Annotated in this window: 15 protein-coding genes and 1 pseudogene; 12 read left to right on the top strand and 4 right to left on the bottom strand. The window is 72.4% G+C overall.

Annotated features, from left to right (window positions below):
* Nucleotides 1–183: 183 nt before the first annotated feature.
* The 4 genes from ACF1A1_RS27130 (at nt 184) to ACF1A1_RS27115 (ending at nt 4,629) form a co-directional block, all read left to right on the top strand.
* Nucleotides 184–1,023 carry a Tat pathway signal sequence domain protein gene (locus tag ACF1A1_RS27130; protein WP_392003500.1) on the top strand — a complete coding sequence of 280 codons (840 nt, stop codon included), beginning with the start codon at nt 184–186 and terminating at the stop codon, nt 1,021–1,023.
* Between the two features lie 68 nt (nt 1,024–1,091).
* On the top strand, nt 1,092–2,441 hold the full coding sequence (locus ACF1A1_RS27125; protein WP_392003498.1) for a copper amine oxidase: 1,350 nt from the start codon (nt 1,092–1,094) through the stop codon (nt 2,439–2,441).
* A gap of 102 nt (nt 2,442–2,543) precedes the next feature.
* Nucleotides 2,544–3,782, top strand: coding sequence for an SAV2148 family HEPN domain-containing protein (locus ACF1A1_RS27120; protein WP_392003496.1), 1,239 nt, complete (start codon nt 2,544–2,546; stop codon nt 3,780–3,782).
* A gap of 118 nt (nt 3,783–3,900) precedes the next feature.
* On the top strand, nt 3,901–4,629 hold the full coding sequence (locus ACF1A1_RS27115) for a 3'-5' exonuclease (RefSeq protein WP_392003495.1): 729 nt from the start codon (nt 3,901–3,903) through the stop codon (nt 4,627–4,629).
* 264 nt (nt 4,630–4,893) lie between these two features.
* Here the strand turns inward: ACF1A1_RS27115 and ACF1A1_RS27110 are convergent, their stop codons facing one another.
* Complete coding sequence (locus tag ACF1A1_RS27110; RefSeq protein WP_392003493.1) at nt 4,894–5,757, bottom strand: phosphotransferase enzyme family protein; 864 nt, start codon at nt 5,755–5,757, stop codon at nt 4,894–4,896.
* Nucleotides 5,758–5,933: 176 nt separating this feature from the next.
* On the opposite strand from ACF1A1_RS27110, the gene ACF1A1_RS27105 reads away from it, so the two are divergent.
* The 5 genes and pseudogenes from ACF1A1_RS27105 to mgt all read left to right on the top strand — a co-directional run bounded on the left by ACF1A1_RS27105 (nt 5,934) and on the right by mgt (nt 11,028).
* A complete protein-coding gene (locus ACF1A1_RS27105; protein ID WP_392003491.1) occupies nt 5,934–6,941 on the top strand; it encodes a carbohydrate ABC transporter permease in 1,008 nt (335 codons plus the stop codon).
* The gene (locus tag ACF1A1_RS27100; RefSeq protein ID WP_392003489.1) at nt 6,938–7,771 is read left to right on the top strand and encodes a carbohydrate ABC transporter permease; all 834 of its coding nucleotides are present in this window, start codon (nt 6,938–6,940) and stop codon (nt 7,769–7,771) included. The genes ACF1A1_RS27105 and ACF1A1_RS27100 overlap by 4 nt, the downstream gene beginning before the upstream one ends.
* Complete coding sequence (locus ACF1A1_RS27095) at nt 7,771–9,048, top strand: ABC transporter substrate-binding protein (RefSeq protein ID WP_392003488.1); 1,278 nt, start codon at nt 7,771–7,773, stop codon at nt 9,046–9,048. The genes ACF1A1_RS27100 and ACF1A1_RS27095 overlap by 1 nt, the downstream gene beginning before the upstream one ends.
* 166 nt (nt 9,049–9,214) lie before the next feature.
* Nucleotides 9,215–9,685: a MarR family transcriptional regulator gene (locus tag ACF1A1_RS27090; protein WP_392003486.1), complete on the top strand. Its 471-nt coding sequence runs from the start codon at nt 9,215–9,217 to the stop codon at nt 9,683–9,685.
* A 70-nt stretch (nt 9,686–9,755) separates the two neighbouring features.
* Nucleotides 9,756–11,028, top strand: a pseudogene (mgt, locus tag ACF1A1_RS27085) (macrolide-inactivating glycosyltransferase).
* Here the strand turns inward: mgt and ACF1A1_RS27080 are convergent.
* A complete protein-coding gene (locus ACF1A1_RS27080; protein ID WP_392003485.1) occupies nt 11,003–11,953 on the bottom strand; it encodes a zinc metalloprotease in 951 nt (316 codons plus the stop codon). The pseudogene mgt and the gene ACF1A1_RS27080 sit on opposite strands and share 26 nt — an antisense overlap.
* A 193-nt stretch (nt 11,954–12,146) precedes the next feature.
* Between ACF1A1_RS27080 and ACF1A1_RS27075 the strand changes: the two genes are divergently transcribed.
* Nucleotides 12,147–12,479, top strand: coding sequence for a hypothetical protein (locus tag ACF1A1_RS27075; RefSeq protein ID WP_392003483.1), 333 nt, complete (start codon nt 12,147–12,149; stop codon nt 12,477–12,479).
* A 94-nt stretch (nt 12,480–12,573) separates the two neighbouring features.
* Here the strand turns inward: ACF1A1_RS27075 and ACF1A1_RS27070 are convergent, their stop codons facing one another.
* On the bottom strand, nt 12,574–14,823 hold the full coding sequence (locus ACF1A1_RS27070; RefSeq protein WP_392003482.1) for an MMPL family transporter: 2,250 nt from the start codon (nt 14,821–14,823) through the stop codon (nt 12,574–12,576).
* 326 nt (nt 14,824–15,149) lie between these two features.
* Between ACF1A1_RS27070 and ACF1A1_RS27065 the strand changes: the two genes are divergently transcribed.
* The gene (locus ACF1A1_RS27065; RefSeq protein WP_392003481.1) at nt 15,150–15,734 is read left to right on the top strand and encodes a DUF1697 domain-containing protein; all 585 of its coding nucleotides are present in this window, start codon (nt 15,150–15,152) and stop codon (nt 15,732–15,734) included.
* A gap of 132 nt (nt 15,735–15,866) precedes the next feature.
* Here the strand turns inward: ACF1A1_RS27065 and ACF1A1_RS27060 are convergent, their stop codons facing one another.
* Nucleotides 15,867–16,706, bottom strand: coding sequence for an aldo/keto reductase (locus ACF1A1_RS27060; RefSeq protein WP_392003479.1), 840 nt, complete (start codon nt 16,704–16,706; stop codon nt 15,867–15,869).
* A gap of 127 nt (nt 16,707–16,833) precedes the next feature.
* Here ACF1A1_RS27060 and ACF1A1_RS27055 point away from each other — a divergent pair, with 127 nt between their 5' ends.
* On the top strand, nt 16,834–17,418 hold the full coding sequence (locus tag ACF1A1_RS27055; RefSeq protein WP_392003478.1) for a TIGR03086 family metal-binding protein: 585 nt from the start codon (nt 16,834–16,836) through the stop codon (nt 17,416–17,418).
* Nucleotides 17,419–17,554 lie beyond the last annotated feature (136 nt).

Here is a 17,554-nt window from a genome sequence, read left to right as displayed (position 1 = left end):
GACTCTTTCAGGTGTGCCGCCCCGCTGGGGGTGCCTTGGCATCGAGTCTCCCGGAAAGTGATGGAACCACCTGTGACTTACGCCCCTCTTACCCGTCGACCAGTGCACACGCCGGTGAACGGGTGTGCCGAACCAGTGGGGCAATCACGTACTCCCGGGTCAATGGGGGAGTAGGGGGAAGATGTGCGCACGACAGTGCGCCGCCACCTGGGCAAGGTGGTGGCAGGAACGGCCATCGCGGTGGCCGCTACGGCCGCGATGGTCGCGGTCACCCTGCCGGGCACGGCAGGGGCGGACGGAACCGGAGGGAGCACCGGGCAGGCCGCGGGAGCGGCGGCCGGACAACAGGGGGCCGGCCAGGGCGCCGGGCAGCAGGGCGGAGCGGCCGCGGTGGAGCCCGGCGTCGTCGAGGAGGCGCCCGCCGAGGGCGCGCGGGGCAAGGGCCGCGACCCGCTGACCGACGACGAGATCACGCGGGTCGAACGCATCGCGCTCAACCGGCAGCTCCTCGACGCCAGTGAGAACGTCGACGGCGACCGCGGCCCGCAGCGCCTGAGCGTGGACCTCGCCGAGCCCGAGGCGGACGAGGTGGACGACGCGGACGCGCCCCGGCGCGCGGAGGTGACGTTCTACGACTACAAGGACGACACCCTCGTCACGAAGACCGTCAACCTCGACACCGGCAAGGTCGAGAGCACCGGCACCCAGCAGGGTGTCCAGCCGCCGCTGAGCTCGGCGGAGCAGGACGAGGCGGCCCGGCTGCTGATCGCCGACCCGCTGGGCGCGGGCCTGAAGGCGGACTACAAGGACGCCACCGGCAAGGAGCTCACCTCCCCGGACCAGCTGGTCCTCGCCGGCATGGTGTACCGCGCCTCGCCGGGCGCCCAGCCCGCCGCCTTCGACCAGTGCGGCGTCCACCGCTGCGTCCGGCTGCTGCCGAAGGTCAAGAACGGACCGTGGATCGACGCCCGGTCCCTGGTGATCGACCTCAGCACCCGCACCGTGGGCCGGCTCACCGGCTGAGCCGCCCGTCCGTCCACTTTCCAGCCTTCACCCTCCCGCCGCAGGGAGGGACAGGGAGTCATGTCCTCATGCGCGTGAAGTACTCCGTCAGCGGCCTTGCGCCGCGGAGAATCAGCCGTGCCCGCAAGGGGGCGGCCCTCGGTCTGTCCGTGGCCGCGCTGGCCGCCGGTGCGACGACCACCGGCACCGGGCCGGCCGCCGCCCAGCCGAAGGCGGCCCCGGCGGCCGCCGCCGACTGCAGCGCCGCCTACCGCATCCAGCAGAAACTCGCCTCCGGCACCACCTGGCGCATGTGCTGGCGCTACGAGGCCAAGTCCGGCCTCATCCTGGAGAACGTCTCCTACCAGCCGCCCGGCGAGGCCCGTCCCATCCGGGTCCTCAACAGCGCCAAGATCGCCCAGATCCACGTGCCGTACGACGACGGCAAGAACGAGTACAACGACATCACCGACTACAACTTCGGCTCGGGCCTGGTGAACATGGCCCCCGGCGAGTGCCCCGGCGGCACCATCAAGACGGTGAAGGTCCCCGAGGCCTACAACTCCGAGAACCCGAACGTGAAGGGTCTGTGCACCACGACCCGCGCGCGGGGGCACGCCTACCGCATGCAGACCGACTCGGGCAAGGTCTACCAGGCCCAGGGCAAGGACCTGCTGGTCTACACCGTCAACAAGGTCAGCTGGTACGAGTACATCACCGAGTGGCGCTTCTCCGACGACGGCACCGTCCAGATGAACGTCGGCGCCACCGGCAGCCTCTCGCCCTTCGACTACGACGCCGGTGACGGCCGCGGCTGGCCCATAGGCAAGGGCGCCAAGGCCTACTCCACCAGCCACAACCACAACGTGTTCTGGCGGCTCGACTTCGGCCTCGACGGCTCGTCGAACACCAAGGTCGAGCAGTACGACTCGGTGGTCAGCCCGGCCGTCCCCGGCCGGCAGGGTCCGACCACCAAGACCACCCGCACCACCGTCACCAAGGAACTCGCGGGCGACGCCCAGAACATGCGCTGGTGGCGCATGGTCAGCGCGACCGGCAAGAACAAGGACGGCCACCCGCGCTCGTACGAGATCGTCCCCGGCGCCACCACGAAGTACCCGGGACGCTCCTTCACCCAGCACGACGTCTACTTCACGCAGTACAACAAGTGCGAGCAGTACGCCAGCAACAACGTGCGCGACTGCGGCAGCCCCCGGCACGGCTACTCCGTCGACAAGTGGGTGAACGGCCAAGCCCTCACGCACCCCGTGGCCTGGGTGAACGTCGGCTTCCACCACATCGCGCGCGACGAGGACCAGCAGCCCATGCCGGTCCACTGGCAGGGCTTCTCGATCGCCCCGAGGGACGTCACCGCTATGAATCCGCTCACGCCGTCCGCCCTCGCGGGCCAGAACGGGCGGCCCGACACCGGTAGTTGAGAAACGACCTGTCCATCCGGCTGCACCGCCGACCGCTCCCGGAGTACCCTTCCTTGATCGTTGGGACGGGGAGTGCTCGGGGGAGCGGAAGGCGGTGCTTGGGTGGGCTCGGGAGGGCGGGAACTGCCCCCTGGTGACGAGGGTCACGAGGGAGGCTCCTCCACAGACGTCCCGCCCGGCACGGTGTCCCTGGCCCGGCCGATGGAGGGCGCGATCGGGCCGGAGCTGGACTGGGACGCCGACGCCTGGCGGGAGGTACGCACCCGCGCCCAGCGGGCCGGCCGGGCCTACATCTGGCTGAACCTCGTCGAACAGCGGCTGCGTGCCGTCGTGGCCGCCGTGCTGCGGCCCATCTACGAACCCGTCCACGGCGACGACTGGGTGGTCGCCGCGGCCGGCCCCGCCGGACAGGAGTGGGTGCAGCGCGCGGTCGCCGTACGCGAAGTCAGCCGCCGCAAGGGGTACTTGCTCGACCCGGCCGACGACAACGTGATCTCCTTCCTCACCCTGCCCCAGCTGCGCGAGCTGATGGTGCAGCACTGGCCGTGCTTCGAGCCGTACTTCGACGACCGCCGGGACGTCGAACTCGCCCTGGACGAACTCGAGGTCACCCGCAACGTCGTCTCCCGCAACCGGGCGCTGTCCGAGGCCGTGCTGAACCAGGCCGAACGGGCCTCCGCGCGGCTGCTGGAGATGCTCGGCACCGGCGGCGACGTGCCGTCCGCGCGCCGGCTGCCCGTCGACGCCGTCGAGGACCTCGTGGGCGACCGCTACGCGGACGTGGTCGCCGTCCACTCCGACCGGGTGCGGCTGCTGCGCCGGTTCCCCGCCGAGGACATCTTCGACGGCGCCCGCCGCCTCGACGCCATCGGCATCGGCCTCAACCTGCTCGTGCAGAACTTCTCCGGCCGCCGTCTGGTCCGCCTCGCCGGGACCGGAGCCCGCGTCCGGCTGCTCTTCCTCAACCCGGCCTCCAGCGCGGTCAAGCGCCGCGAGCGCGAACTGGGCATGAAACGCGGTGAGTTGAGCCGTGCGGTGGAGATGAACATCCTGCACATGCGCCGGGTCCGCTCCCGGCTGCGCGACCCGGACGCCTTCCAGATCCAGGTCTACGACGAGACGCCCCGCTTCACCGCCTACCTCGTCGACGGCGACGGCTCCGACGGCATCGCGGTCGTCCAGTCCTATCTGCGGCGCATGCGCGGCATGGAGGCACCGGTCCTGGTGCTGCGCAACGGCAGCCGGGTGGTCAAGTCGGGCGAGGCCGACGAGGGCGGACTCTTCGCGGCCTACCGCGAGGAGTTCGAGCTGGCCTGGGCGGATTCACGCCCGGTGTCCTGACCCGTCCGGTATCTCCCCCGAGGCTCCCGCCGTAAGCGGAACGCGATCCTCTGATTGTCAGTGGGGCATGCGAAGGTGGAGACCACTGGGGGAAGCACCACCAAGAAGGGGGGCCACCATGGCCTGGCACCGCGAGCTGCTCATCGGCTTCGACCTGGAGACGACCGGGACGGATCCGCGCGAGGCGCGCATCGTCACGGGGGCCGTGATCGAGGTCAGGGACGGGCAGGTTCTGGGGCGCCGGGAGTGGCTGGCGGACCCGGGCGTGGAGATCCCGGCGGACGCGGTGGCGGTCCACGGGATCAGCAACGAGCGGGCGGCCACCGAGGGCCGCCCCGCCGACCGGGTCGCGGACGCGATCGCCGACATCCTCGTGACGTACTGGAGGGCGGGCGTCCCGGTCGTCGCCTACAACGCCGCCTTCGACCTGACCCTCCTCTCCGCCGAACTGCGGCGGTACGCACTGCCGTCCCTGCGCGAGCGGCTCGGCGGCCTCGACCCGGCCCCGGTCGTCGACCCGTACACCATCGACCGCTGGGCCGACCGCTACCGCCGCGGCAAACGCAACCTCGAAGCGGTCTGCGCCGAGTACGGCGTCGCCCTGGACACGGCGCACGACGCCTCCGCCGACGCCCTCGCCGCGGCCCGCCTGGCCTGCGCGATAGCCGAGCGCCACCCCAAGGTCGCGGCCCTCGGCCCGGCGGAGCTGCACCGCCGCCAGATCGAGTGGTACGCCGAGTGGGCGGCGGACTTCCAGGACTTCCTGCGCCGCAAGGGCGACGCGGGGGCGGTGGTCGACGGGACCTGGCCGGTGCGGGAGCCGGCGGACGACCGCGTCCGTCCGTGAGCGGGACGGTCCCGCGGCGCCGCGGGACCCCGGGTCCCGACCGCGAACCCCGGGGCGCCCGCCCCGTGCCGTCGCTGCGGAAGGTGCGGGCGAGCCCGCGGCGGACCCGGGCATGAGGCGACAGGGAGCTCGACGAGCACCGCGGGCACCCTGTCCCACAAGGTGCTGGACGGCGCCCCCGCCTGACTCCTTCTCGCGGCGCCGGGGACCGTCCTGGCCATCACCACCGTTCCGGCCCGGCGCAGCTCCCCGTGCGGGAACCGCTCAGAACGGGTACCAGCGCACCGCCTCGTCCCCGTCCCGCAGCGATGCCACCCGGCGCCGGAACTCCTCCAGTGCCCTCGGGTTGGCCGGCGCGTGCTGGGCGACCCAGGCGCAGCTCGCCGTCTCGCGGGCGCCCCGCAGCACCGAACAGCCCTCCCACTCCCGCACATCCCAGCCGTACGCCGAGGTGAAGGAGTCGTAGGCCTCGGCCGGCAGGCCGTAGCGGTCGCGGGAGAGGGCCATCACGACCAGGTCGTGCTCGCGCAGGTCGGCGGAGAAGGTCTCCAGGTCGACCAGGACCGGGCCGTCGGGACCGACGTGGACATTGCGGGGCAACGCGTCGCCGTGGATCGGGCCGGGCGTGAGGTGCGGGGTGAGCGCGGCGGCGGCCGCCGCGAAGCCGTCCCGGCGCTCACGCAGATACGCGGCGTCCGCCGGATCGATCGCGTCGCCCGCGAGCCGCAGCCAGCGCTCCACGCCGGCCAGCAGGTCGCGCGCGGGCAGGGCGAAGGAGGGGGAGGGCAGGGCGTGCACGATCCGCAGGAGTCCGGCCAGATCCCGCGGCTCGGCGGGCCGTACCGGGTCGGGCAGCCGGTGCCACACCGTCACCGGGTGCCCCTCGGCCAGCAGGGCCTTCGGCTCGGCCGCCCGCACCGCGGGGACGTCCGCCTCGGCGAGCCACGCCGCGACGTCCAGCTCGCGCCTCGCCCGGTCGAGGAGTTCGGCGTCGCGGCCCACCTTCACCACCAGGTCCCCGGCGGCGAACACCGCGTTCTCGCCCAGGGCGAGGAGCCGCGCGTCCCGTGCCGGGCCGGGCAGCACTCCCGCCGCGGCCAGTACCTCCCGCGCGCGTGCCTCGTCCATCGTCCGCCTCCGTGTCGTCGTGTGCCCGCTGCTCCAGGGACGGCGTCGGGTTCCGGCCATCCGACGGCCAGTCTCGCATTCGTACAGGTCGGGCCCCTGCGCGGTGCCTTGACGGCGTACACCGGCTTCACGACCATGGCGGGGCCCGTCACCACCGCGGGAAGGGGGACCGCATCGTGCCGTCGACGACCGAGGGGACGACCGGGGAGAGAGGGCGCGAGGGGAACGGGCGCGAGGGGAGGAGCGCCGAGGGAAGAGGCGAGGGGACAAGGGCCGCGCGGCGGGCGTCCCGCACCGGGCCGCCGCCACGCCTCGCCGCCGGCCACGGCGCCTGGTTCCTCGTCCTGCCCGCGCTGATCCCCGTCCTCGTGCTGAGCGTCGGCCCGCTGCTGTACGGGATCCTGCTGGCGTTCACCGACGCCCAGTCGGGCCGGACGGCGCCCACGCAGTGGATCGGCGGGCTCAACTTCCGGGACCTGTGGCACGACACGCTGTTCTGGGAGTCGTTCCGCATCGGGCTGGTCTGGGCGGTCGGGGTGACCGTCCCGCAGTTCCTGCTCGCCCTCGGCCTGGCCCTGCTGCTCCACCAGGAGTTACGGCTGCGCTGGCTGGCCCGCGCCCTCGCGATCGTTCCCTGGGCGATGCCCGAGGTCGTCGTCGGCATCATGTGGCGGCTCGTCTACAGCCCCGACGCCGGTGTCCTCAACGAGACACTGCGCGACCTGGGCCTCGGCGACGGACGGGACTGGCTGAGCGGGCTGACGACCGCCCTGCCCGCCGTGATCGTCGTCGGCGTCTGGGCGGGCATGCCGCAGACGACCGTCGCCCTGCTCGCCGGTCTGCAGAACACCCCGCGCGAACTCCACGAGGCCGCCGCCGTCGACGGAGCGGGCGCCTGGCGCCGCTTCCGCACGGTCACCTGGCCCGCGCTGCGCCCCGTCGCGCTCGCCGTCACCGCCCTGAACTTCATCTGGAACGTCAACTCCTTCGCCCTGGTCTACGTCCTGACCAGCGGCGGACCCGGCGGCCGCACCCGGCTGCCCATGCTCTTCGCCTACGAGGAGGCGTTCCGCTACGGGCAGTTCGGCTACGCGGCGGCGATGGGATGCGTGCTGGTCGCGGTGGTGTCGGTGCTCCTCGCCCTGTTCCTGGTGGGCCGGCTCAGGGGAGGTGACGAGGCATGAGGACCAGCACCACGGGCCGCGCCGGCCAGTACCTCGCCCTGCTCGCCTACCTCGTCTTCCTCGCCTTCCCCTTCCTCTGGCTCCTCTCCACGGCCTTCAAGTCACCCCGGGAGTTGGGCAGTCTGCACCCCACCTGGATCCCGGAGGAGCCCACCCTCGACAACTTCCGGCAGGCCTTCGACGAACAGCCGCTGCTGCGCGCCGCGGGCAACTCCCTGCTCGCCGCCGCCGGGGCCGCACTGATCGCCGTACTGATCGCGACCCCGCTGGCCTACGTCATCGCCCGGCACCGCACACGGCTCGCGCGGGCCGCGACCGGCTGGGTGGTGGTCAGCCAGGCCTTCCCCCTCGTGCTGGTGATCATCCCGCTGTTCCTGGTGCTGAAGAACCTGAGGCTGATCGACTCCCTGCCCGGCCTCATCCTGGTGTACGTGGTGTGGGCCCTGCCGTTCGCGCTGTGGATGCTGGCCGGGTACGTCCGCGCGGTGCCCGTCGAGCTGGAGGAGGCGGCGGCCGTCGACGGCGCCGGGCGGCTCAGGACGCTGGTGTCGGTGACGGCGCCGCTGCTCGCGCCGGGGATCGTGGCGACGGGGCTGTTCTCGTTCATCACGGCGTGGAACGAGTTCTTCTTCGCGCTGGTGCTGCTGAAGTCGCCGGAGAAGCAGACCCTGCCGGTCGTGCTCACCCATTTCATCGGCGCGGAGGGCGTCGCCGACCTCGGCCCGCTGGCCGCCGCCGCCTTCCTCGCCACCCTTCCCTCGCTGGCCGTCTTCGCGGTCATCCAGCGTCGGATCACCAGCGGCATGCTCGCCGGGGCGGTGAAGAGCTGATGCGCACACGATGGACCGTCCTGCTCGTCCTGAGCCTGCTGCTCGCCGGCTGCACGGGCGGCGGCGACTCCGGCACCGGCCCGATCACCCTGCGCTTCCAGTCCCTGGCCTGGCAGGAGGAGTCCGTCCAGGCCACCAAGGACCTCGTACGGGAGTGGAACGCGAGCCACCCGGACGTCAAGGTCGAGTACGTACAGGGCAGTTGGGACAGCGTCCACGACCAGCTCCTCACCTCCTTCGAGGGCGGCGAGGCGCCGGACGTCATCCACGACGCCTCCGACGACCTCGCGGACTTCGCCTACGGCGGCTACCTCGCCGACCTGACCGACCTGCTGCCCGAGCGGCTCAGGGCGGACATCCCGCGGCGCAGCTGGGAGACGACGACCTTCGGGGACGGCATCTACGGTGTGCCCTTCCTCCAGGAGCCGCGCGTCCTCATCGCCAACGCCACCTGGCTGAAGGAGTCGGGGGTGCGGAACCCGACCCCCGAACGGCCGTGGAGCTGGGCGGAGTTCCGTGACATCACCGCACGGCTCAGCGGTGACGGCAGGTACGGCGTGGCCTGGCCGCTGAAGGACCCCGTCTCCGCCACCCTCAACCTCTCCCTGTCGGCGGGCGGACAGCTCTTCCACCGGGGCGCCGACGGCAGGGTCACGGTCCGCTTCGGGGCCGGCGACGAGGTCGTGCCGCGCACCGTCCACGACCAGGTCGGCGTGGACGGCAGCGCGCCGGGCTCGCTGCTGGGCAGCGGCGGCTCGGACACCCTGCCCGGATTCTTCGCCGGCAAGTACGCGATGGTCCCGCTCGGCTTCTCCTACCGCCAGCAGATCGTCCAGCAGGCGCCGGAGGGCTTCGACTGGCAGGTCCTGCCCGCCCCGGCCGGCGCCGACGGGCTCACCCAGGGCGTCAGCCCGCAGACCCTGTCCGTCGCCGAGGACAGCCCGCACCGGGAGGAGGCCGTCGCCTTCATCGACTTCCTGCTCCGGCCGCGGAACATGGTCCGGCTCGCGCTGGGCGACTGGATGCTGCCCACCGGCACCCGGGCGCTCGCCGACCCGGCCCTGCACACCACGAAGGACGACTGGGCCACCGGCACGGCGCTGGCCGCACACCTGCGCCCGGCACCCGCGCAGTCCGTCCGCGGCTACCCGGAGTGGAAGGACAAGGTCGCCACACCCGCCTTCCAGGAGTACTACAGCGGCTCGATCGGCCTCGGTGACCTGCACAGACGACTGGAGGAGGACGGGAACCTGGTGCTGGCGCGGTACCAGCGCTGACCTGGCCGGACCGCGGTGTCCCCGCGGTCCTCGGCCCGGTCCTCGACATGCCCGGCTCCTGCCCGGCCCGTGAGGCCGCCGGGGCCGGCCCGCAACACCTTGACCTCAACATAACTTCAGGTCCTACGGTGCCCGCATCAGCGATCACCCGTGGGGAGCTCCGCACATGACGAGCCAGCAGATCACCGACGCCGAACTCGCCGCACAGCCGGCCGCCTACTGGACCGGAGTGGCCTACGAGGCCCTCATCGCGTTCACCCGGGCCCGGCAGGCCGAGCTGGGTTTCACCCAGCCGCAGTACTGGCTGCTGCGCAACCTGTCGAAGAACGACATCTCGCCCGACGGCCAGGGCAAGACCGTCACCGAGCTCCAGCGGGCCATGGGCTCCTATCTCAGGGCCGAGGACGACCTGGAGGCCGAGGCGGACGTCCTGCTGGAGCGCGGCTGGCTCACCCGCGACGCCGGGGGACGGCTGTGGATCACCGAGGCGGGCGAGGATGCCCGCGCCGGGATGAAGCGGCACGCGCCGGCCATCCGCGACCGCATCCACCAGGGCATCGACGACGCCGACTACGTCACCGCCCTGAAGGTGCTCCGGCGGATGATCCGGAACACGGGCGGCACTCCGGTGCGGTGATGCCGTGTCATCTCCGCCGGTGCCGGCCGAGGTGTCCGTCGTCGGGGCGGGAAGGACCCGCTCACATTAGTTGTACGAGACGTCTCGTCTCGCGTACTGTCGGGGGCATGACCGCTCCCGCGCACATCGCCATGTTCTCCATCGCCGCCCACGGCCATGTGAACCCCAGCCTGGAGGTGATCCGGGAACTCGTCGCGCGCGGGCACCGGGTCACCTACGCCGTCCCGCCCGCCTTCGCCGGCAAGGTCGCCGCGACCGGCGCCGAGGTGAAGCCGTGGCGCTCCACCCTGCCCTCGCCCGACGCCGACCCGTCGGCCTGGGGCACCACCCTCCTCGACCACGTGGAGCCCTTCCTGGCCGACGCCGTCCAGGCGCTGCCCCAGCTGACCGAGGCCTACGACGGGGACGAACCCGACCTCGTCCTGCACGACATCACCTCCTACCCGGCCCGCGTCCTCGCCCACCGCTGGGGCGTGCCCGCGATCTCCCTCTCGCCCAACCTCGTCGCCTGGGAGGGCTACGAGGAGGAGGTCGCCGAGCCGATGTGGGCGGAACCCCGGAAGACCGAGCGCGGCCGGGCCTACTACGCCCGCTTCGAGGCCTGGCTGGAGGAGAACGGGATCACCGAGCACCCCGACTCGTTCACCGGCCGGCCCGCCCGTTCCCTGGTCCTCATCCCGAAGGCGCTCCAGCCGCACGCCGACCGGGTCGACGAGAGCGTGTACACCTTCGTCGGCGCCTGCCAGGGCGACCGTGCCGCCGAGGGCGGGTGGGCGCGGCCCGCCGGCGCCGACAAGGTCGTCCTCGTCTCGCTCGGATCGACCTTCACCCGTCAGCCGGACTTCTACCGCGCCTGCGTGCGGGCCTTCACCGGCCTGCCCGGCTGGCACCTCGTGCTCCAGATCGGCAGGCACGTCGACCCGTCCGAGCTGGGGGAGGTGCCCGACACCGTCGAAGTGCGCTCCTGGGTCCCGCAGTTGGCGATCCTGAACCAGGCGGACCTGTTCGTCACCCACGCCGGCGCCGGCGGCAGCCAGGAGGGACTGGCCACGGCCACCCCGATGATCGCCGTACCGCAGGCCGTGGACCAGTTCGGGAACGCCGACATGCTCCAGGCGCTCGGTGTGGCCCGGCACGTCCCGGCCGAGGAGGCGACCGCCGGGACGCTGCGAGCCGCGGCCCTGGCCCTGGTCGACGACCCCGGGGTCGCACGGCGGCTGAAGGAGATCCAGGCCGGCATGGCCCAGGAGGGCGGCACGCGCCGGGCGGCCGACCTCGTCGAGGCCGAACTGGCCGCTCGCCGCGAGGGCGCGGCCGTCACACGGGAACGGCCTGGCGGGTGAGGGGCAGGCGCGCGTTGTCGAGCGTGGCGTCCATGCGCGCCGCCTGGCCCTTGGTGAACATGACCATCGCCGCGTCGTCGGTGTAGTCCATGTAGTTCACGAACATGTCGCCGTTCGGGGCGTTGTTGCACGTCACGTGCGGGAATCGGGGAGCGCCCAGGTTGGGCCCCGCCTGGTTGGGGGTGTCCGCCACGAAGTCGCTGCCGCTGCACCCCGCGTCGTCGTCGCCCCAGATGTGCCGCAGGTTGAGCCAGTGCCCGATCTCGTGCGTGGCGGTGCGGCCTCCGTTGAACGGCGCGGTGGCGGTGCCGTTGGTGCCGAAACCGGTGTGGGTGATGACGACGCCGTCCGTGGCCGCCGCGCCACCGGGGAACTGGGCGTACCCCAGCAGGCCGCGGCGCAGCAGGCAGACCCAGATGTTGAGGTACGCGTTCGCGGGCCAGGCGTCGTGCCCTCCGCTCAGCGTGAACTTGACCTGGTCGTCCGTGCCGAAGTCCCTGTTCCCGGTCTGCCTGCGCGTGATGCCGGACGTGGGCCGCCCCAGCGGGTCGGTCCGGGCGAGGTGGAACTCGATGCGCGCGTCGGCGACGAGGTCCCGCCACACCGAGGGCACGTTGCCGACGTCCGGGTTCGTGCCGCGGAAGTCCTGGTTCAGGACGTCGATCTGACTGCGGATCTGGGCGTCGCCGATGTTCTGCTCGGGGGAGTCGAAGACCACGTGCACGACGACGGGAATGTCGATCACGCCCTGCCGGGCGGCGAACCGCTCGCCCTGCTCGTAGGCGAACGCGGTGTTCTCGATCAGGACCCGGTTGCCGGCGTACTCGGGGTTCAGGTCGAGGAACCTGCGGTGTACCTCCATGGTGCCGCACCAGCGGCTGTAGTCGTCGGAGGTGGTGCGGAGGAATGACTGCGCATCGGACATGGCTGCGTCCCTCGGGGACATGTGCGGAAGCCGCGCTCGCGGCTGGGAACTGCGCGTCGGACACGCGCTGCTGGGGGCGGAGACGCCGACCGGGCGGGCGTTTGCCTGCCGCCCACGAGCCCATACACTGGGAATTCTAGGCAAACAGGCATAAACCCGCCAATTGGCCCGAGGTGGCAAGGGGTGGCGGCTCATGCGAGAACTCCCGGCGGCCCTGTTCCGGTCCTGGCTGCACTCCCACGAGGAGGACCACGACGACGTGACGGTCTTCCGGCCCGAGCATCACCCCTTCCCTCCGGCGCGGGGCCGCCGTGGCATGGAGTTCGCCCCCGACGGCACCTTCGTCGACCGGCCGGTGGGGCGCGGTGACGCCCCCGACACGGTGCGCGGTCGCTGGCGGCAGGTGGGGGACCGTCGCGTCGCCCTCTCCTTCGAGGGGGGTGCGCGTCCGGAGCGGATCCTGGAGATCGTGCGCTGCGACGAGCACGTCCTGGAGGTCCGGACGTCCGTGGCCCAGCCACCTTGAACGACGGCTGACCGGCCCCGGCGACCCGCCCGGCCCGCACGGGTGAGGGCCCGTTGACTCCCCGGTGGTCAACGGGCCCTCGGTACGGGAGGGTTCAGACCCTCACCGGCTCACCCTCGTCGTCCCGCGCCGTCGGCGCGAGCGGCTCCGGCGCCTCGTCGTGGGTGAGGTCCGGCAGCCGGTGCAGCCACTTCGGCAGGTACCAGTTGCGCTCGCCCAGCAGGGCCATCACCGCCGGGAGCAGCACGCCCCGGATGATCGTCGCGTCGATCAGGACGGCCGCCGCGAGGCCCACGCCCATCTGCTTCATGGACTGCATGGACAGCGTTCCGAAGATCGCGAACACGGCCACCATGATGACGGCGGCGCTGGTCACGACACCCGCCGTGGTGACCACGCCGTGCGAGATCGCGTCCTTCGTCGTCCGGCCCCGCAGCCGTGCCTCGCGGATCCGGGAGACCACGAACACGTGGTAGTCCATCGACAGACCGAACAGGATCACGAAGAGGAACAGCGGCAGCCAGGTGATGATGGCGCCGACGCCCTCCGCGCCCACCAGCGACGCGCCCCAGCCGTGCTGGAACACCGCCACGAGGATGCCGTAGGCCGCGCCCACCGACAGCAGGTTCAGCACGATCGAGGTGAGCGCGATCGTCAGCGAGCGGAACGACAGCAGCATCAGCGCGAAGGCGAAGATCACGACGAACGCGAAGACCGGGACGACCGCTCCGGCCAGCTGGTCGTTGAAGTCCTTCGACCCGGCGACCTGCCCGGTGATCGGCGCCTCGACGCCGTCCACCGTGCCGAGCGTGGCCGGCCGCACGTCGTCGCGCAGCCTGTCCAGGCTCGCGCCCGCCTTGTCCAGGTCGGAGCCGCCGACCAGCGGGACGTACACGAAGGCGATGTTCTGCGCGTCGTGCAGCTTGATCTCGACCGGGCCGCGCGAGGCACCCGAACTGATCGCCCGCTCACGGAAGTCGGCCAGCGCGGACTTCACCTCGGGCGCGTTGATGTCGTCCGCCTTGACGACCACCTCGGCCGGCTCGGACCCTCCAGGGAACGCCTCGTTGAGCCGGTTGTACGTCTGCACGATGGGCAGCGAGTCGCCGAACTCCTGGTCCAGGGTGAGCTGTTGCGTCTTCATGCCGAGCGCGGGCGCCGCGATGGCGAGCAGCGCGCCGGCCGCGACCACCACGGAGACGACGGGCTTGGCCAGCACGCCCTTCAGGACGGCCGTCCAGAACCGGCTGTCCCCGCCGCCGCCGGCGGTGCTGCGGCGCCGCAGGAACGGCAGGCGGCCCTTCTCGACCCGCTCGCCCAGCAGGGAGAGCAGCGCGGGCAGCACGGTCACGGAGCCGATCATGGCCACGGCGACGACCATCAGCGAGGCCAGGCCCATCGCCTCGAACTCGGCGAGCCCGGTGAACAGCATGCCCGCCATGGCCACGCACACCGTGACACCGGAGACGACGATCGCGCGGCCACTGGTCGCGGCGGCGATCCTCAGCGCCGTCTGCGCGTCCCGGCCCGCGGCCCGCTCCTCGCGCTCCCGGCGCAGGTAGAACAGGCAGTAGTCGACGCCGACCGCCAGACCCACCAGCAGCATCACGGAGTTCGCGGTGTCGCTCATCGGCATGACGTGGCTGACGACGCCCATCAGGCCCATCGTCGCCATGATCGCGGTGATCGCCAGCAGCACCGGCAGCACCGCCGCCACCAGCGCGCCGAAGGCGATGAGCAGAATGCCGAGGGCCACCGGCGCCGCGGAGTACTCGGCCTTCTGGAAGTCGTCCCCGAACGCGTCGTCGAACGTCTTCATCATGCTGGCGCCGCCGATCTCCTCGATCCGCAGCGCGTCGTGCTCCTTCTGCACGCCCTCGACGGCCTTCAGGACCGGCTCCACCCGCTCCCCAGCGGTGTCGGAGTCGCCGCTGATGTCGAACTGCACCAGCGCGCTGCGCCCGTCCTCGGAGATCGTCCGCGTGTCGTACGGCGAGGTGACGTCGGTGACCTCGCCGGTGCCCTCGACGGCCTTCACGACCGCCTCGACGGCCTGCCGGAACTCGGCGTCCGTGGCCGTCAGCCCGTCGTCCTTCGCCTGCACGAGGACCGTCTCACTGGCGGGCTCCTCGATCCCGGCGTCCTCGATGATCTTGGCGGCGGTGTGCGTCTCCCCCTTGAGCTGGTCACTGTCCTTGACGTCGACCCGGCCCGCCGCCGACCCGAGCCCCATGGCCAGGACGACGAACAGCACCCAGATGCCGACGGCCGCCCAGCGGTGCCGGGCACTCCAGCCGCCGGCCCGCGCGGCGATGCCCCGCACCCGCGAATCTCCGTTCCCCATGACGGGCTTGCCCCCTTGGATGCGGTGGCGACCCCCTGCCGCCACCTTTCACTTCGAAGGTATGGGCCGGATAAAGCCATCTCGTCGTGCTGTCCGGTGACGTCCCGGCCACCCGGCTCCTCCCGTCGGAGCGCGCCGTCTCACCGCAGGGGAGGAGGCGGCCCCTTACACCTATGTCGCGGATCTCGGGGGCGATGACCAGGGAAGAAGCGGAGCCGCCCGGTCCGTCCGGCGGGCCGGAGTTCCCGCAACGCGCCCGAACGGGCCGGGGGCGGCGGTCGTCGGCCGACCCCCACGAGGCACCGCGGCCGCCTTATCGTGGGCGGATGACGACGACGTACGCGGCGCTGCTGCGCGGCATCAACGTGGGTGGCGCCAAGAAGCTCCCGATGGCCGCCCTGCGCACCCTCCTGGAGGGCCTCGGCCACGACCACGTGCGCACCTACCTCCAGAGCGGCCAGGCCGTCTTCTCCGCCGGCCACGGTGACGAGGACGGCCTCGCCGGGGAGATCACGCGGGCGATCGAGAAGCAGTTCGGCTTCGGCGTCGACGTGATCGTCCGCGACCACGCCTATCTGAAGGCCGTCGCCGAGGCCTGCCCGTTCCCCGCCGCCGACCTCGCGGCCAAGCAGCTCCACGTCACCTACTTCTCCGCGCCGGTCGGGCCCGACCGCTTCGCGGGCATCGACCGGGCGGCCCACCTGCCCGAGGAGTTCCGCCTCGGCGACCGCGCCCTGTACCTGTACGCCCCCGACGGCCTGGGCCGCTCCAAGCTCGCCGCACAACTCTCCAGGCCCCGGGTGACCAAGGGCCTGATCGCCACCACCCGCAACTGGAACACCGTGGTCAAGCTGGTGGAGATGACGGCGGAGACGCCGGAAGGGGCGCCGGGAGGGGCGCCGGGAGGGTGACCTACCGCTGGCCGTGGACGGGGGCGGCCGACGCGATCGCGGAGGCCGCCGTCGTTCCATCCCGGACCCTCGCGATCGCGGAGGCCGCCGTCGTCCCTGCCCGGACCCCCGGACCCTGCCCCACGGGCCAGGTCAGACCAGGGCGTCCAGCCGGGACATCTCCTGCGCCGTGAGACGTACGGCGGCCGCGTCCAGATTGTCGTCCAGGTGGGCGAGGGTGCCGGTGCCGGGAGCCGGGCAGAGCACGGGGGAGTGGTGCAGCAGCCAGGCCAGGGCGATCCGGGCCGGACTGGCGCCGTGCGCGGCGGCGATCGACGCGCACACCGGGTCGGTCGTGAGCGTCCCGTTGCCCAGCGGGAACCACGGCAGGAAGGCGATGCCCCGTGCCTCGCACAGCCGCAGCAGCCGCTCGGAGGCCCGGTCGAGAAGGTGGTAGCGGTTCTGCACGGACGCGATCCGCGTCAACTCCGCCGCCGCCGCGAGCTGTTCGGCCGTGACCGTGTCCAGGCCGATGTGCCGGATCTTGCCCTCCGCCCGCAACGTGTCGAGCGCGCCCAGTTGTTCGGCCATCGGGACGGCCGGGTCGAGCCGGTGCAGCTGGTACAGGCCGATGGTGTCGAGGCGCAGTCTGCGCAGGCTCGCCTCGCACATCGCGCGCAGCCGCTCGGGCCGCCCGTCCACGTGCCAGGCGCTCCCGCTCGTCCGGACGACCCCGCCCTTCGTGGCGATCAACAGGCCCTCGGGGTAGGGGTGGAGAGCCTCGGCGATCAACTCCTCCGCGAGGGACGGGCCGTAGTTGTCCGCGGTGTCGATCAGCGTGACCCCCCGCTCCACCGCCCGCCGCAGCACCGCGACGGCGTCCCGGGCGTCACCGCGCGGACCCCAGTAGCCGGGACCGGTGAGCTGGGCGGTGCCGAAGCCGAGCCGACGGACCCGGAACTCACCCCCCACCGGGAAACTCTGCTCGATCATGCGACGGAGGGTACACACCCTGCGCCGGGCCCCCGGCTCGCTGCCGCTGCCGGAACCGCTCGACCCGGCCGACGAAGCTGTCGCGTTTGTTCAAGAGTCCCGGCCGCGCGCTTCCTAGCGTGAGGGCATGAAGTACGACGAGACCCACCAGTACCTGTCCGAATGCGCCGCCGAGGCGGCGCGCGTCGCGCGCGGCGTCCCGGCCGACCGGCTGGGCGACCCCACCCACTGCACCGACTGGGACCTGCGCGCCCTGGTCAACCACTGGGTCCTCTACACCTCCCACGGCCTGGAGCACCGCGCCCTGCGCAGGCAGCTCCCCGAGGACCTCCTCGCCCGCGACTTCACCGCCGACCCGGACTGGGCCGAGGCGTACGCCGCCCGGCTCGACCGCGCGGTCGCCGCCTGGTCCGACCCGGCCGTCTGGGAGGGCGAGGTCGACCTCGGCCCCGCCGCGCTGCCCGCCGCCGAGCTGGCCTCGATGATCGCCAAGGAGATGGCGGTGCACGGCTGGGACGTTGCCGTCCGCACCGGTCAGACCTTCCACGTCTCCGAGGGCGCCGCCCGCCTGATGCTCGACGTCGTCGAACGCCACGCCGGCCTCTACCGCCAGTACGGCGGCTTCGCCGACCCGGTGCCGGTGCCGGACGACGCGCCGGTGTTCGAGCGGGCGTTGGCGGCGAGCGGCCGGGATCCGCGGCTGGGCGCCTGAGGGACCGAAGGCGGGGTGGCGGGCGCGGCTCGGACGGAGGGGAAAAGACGCCTCGGACGGGACGACGAGGGGCTGCGGGGCCGCGGGGCCGTGGGCCGCGGGGAAGGCGAGTCGCCTCGGTGGGGAGGGAGGAGGC

Origin of the sequence: Streptomyces sp. NPDC014995 (genome assembly GCF_043080745.1) — a bacterium.
Lineage (GTDB): Bacteria > Actinomycetota > Actinomycetes > Streptomycetales > Streptomycetaceae > Streptomyces.
The sequence above is the reverse complement of the archived record's forward strand: the minus strand, read 5'-3'. Positions and strand labels throughout refer to the sequence as shown.

What these genes read in the sequence shown, in the direction of transcription:
- ACF1A1_RS27065 (WP_392003481.1), top strand. Translation starts at nt 15,150, where the DNA reads ATGACGACGACGTACGCGGCGCTGCTGCGCGGCATCAACGTGGGTGGC.
- ACF1A1_RS27055 (WP_392003478.1), top strand. Translation starts at nt 16,834, where the DNA reads ATGAAGTACGACGAGACCCACCAGTACCTGTCCGAATGCGCCGCCGAG.
- ACF1A1_RS27115 (WP_392003495.1), top strand. Translation starts at nt 3,901, where the DNA reads ATGGCCTGGCACCGCGAGCTGCTCATCGGCTTCGACCTGGAGACGACC.
- ACF1A1_RS27100 (WP_392003489.1), top strand. Translation starts at nt 6,938, where the DNA reads ATGAGGACCAGCACCACGGGCCGCGCCGGCCAGTACCTCGCCCTGCTC.
- ACF1A1_RS27070 (WP_392003482.1), bottom strand. Translation starts at nt 14,823, where the DNA reads ATGGGGAACGGAGATTCGCGGGTGCGGGGCATCGCCGCGCGGGCCGGC.
- ACF1A1_RS27090 (WP_392003486.1), top strand. Translation starts at nt 9,215, where the DNA reads ATGACGAGCCAGCAGATCACCGACGCCGAACTCGCCGCACAGCCGGCC.
- ACF1A1_RS27095 (WP_392003488.1), top strand. Translation starts at nt 7,771, where the DNA reads ATGCGCACACGATGGACCGTCCTGCTCGTCCTGAGCCTGCTGCTCGCC.
- ACF1A1_RS27080 (WP_392003485.1), bottom strand. Translation starts at nt 11,953, where the DNA reads ATGTCCGATGCGCAGTCATTCCTCCGCACCACCTCCGACGACTACAGC.
- ACF1A1_RS27110 (WP_392003493.1), bottom strand. Translation starts at nt 5,757, where the DNA reads ATGGACGAGGCACGCGCGCGGGAGGTACTGGCCGCGGCGGGAGTGCTG.
- ACF1A1_RS27125 (WP_392003498.1), top strand. Translation starts at nt 1,092, where the DNA reads ATGCGCGTGAAGTACTCCGTCAGCGGCCTTGCGCCGCGGAGAATCAGC.
- ACF1A1_RS27060 (WP_392003479.1), bottom strand. Translation starts at nt 16,706, where the DNA reads ATGATCGAGCAGAGTTTCCCGGTGGGGGGTGAGTTCCGGGTCCGTCGG.
- ACF1A1_RS27075 (WP_392003483.1), top strand. Translation starts at nt 12,147, where the DNA reads ATGCGAGAACTCCCGGCGGCCCTGTTCCGGTCCTGGCTGCACTCCCAC.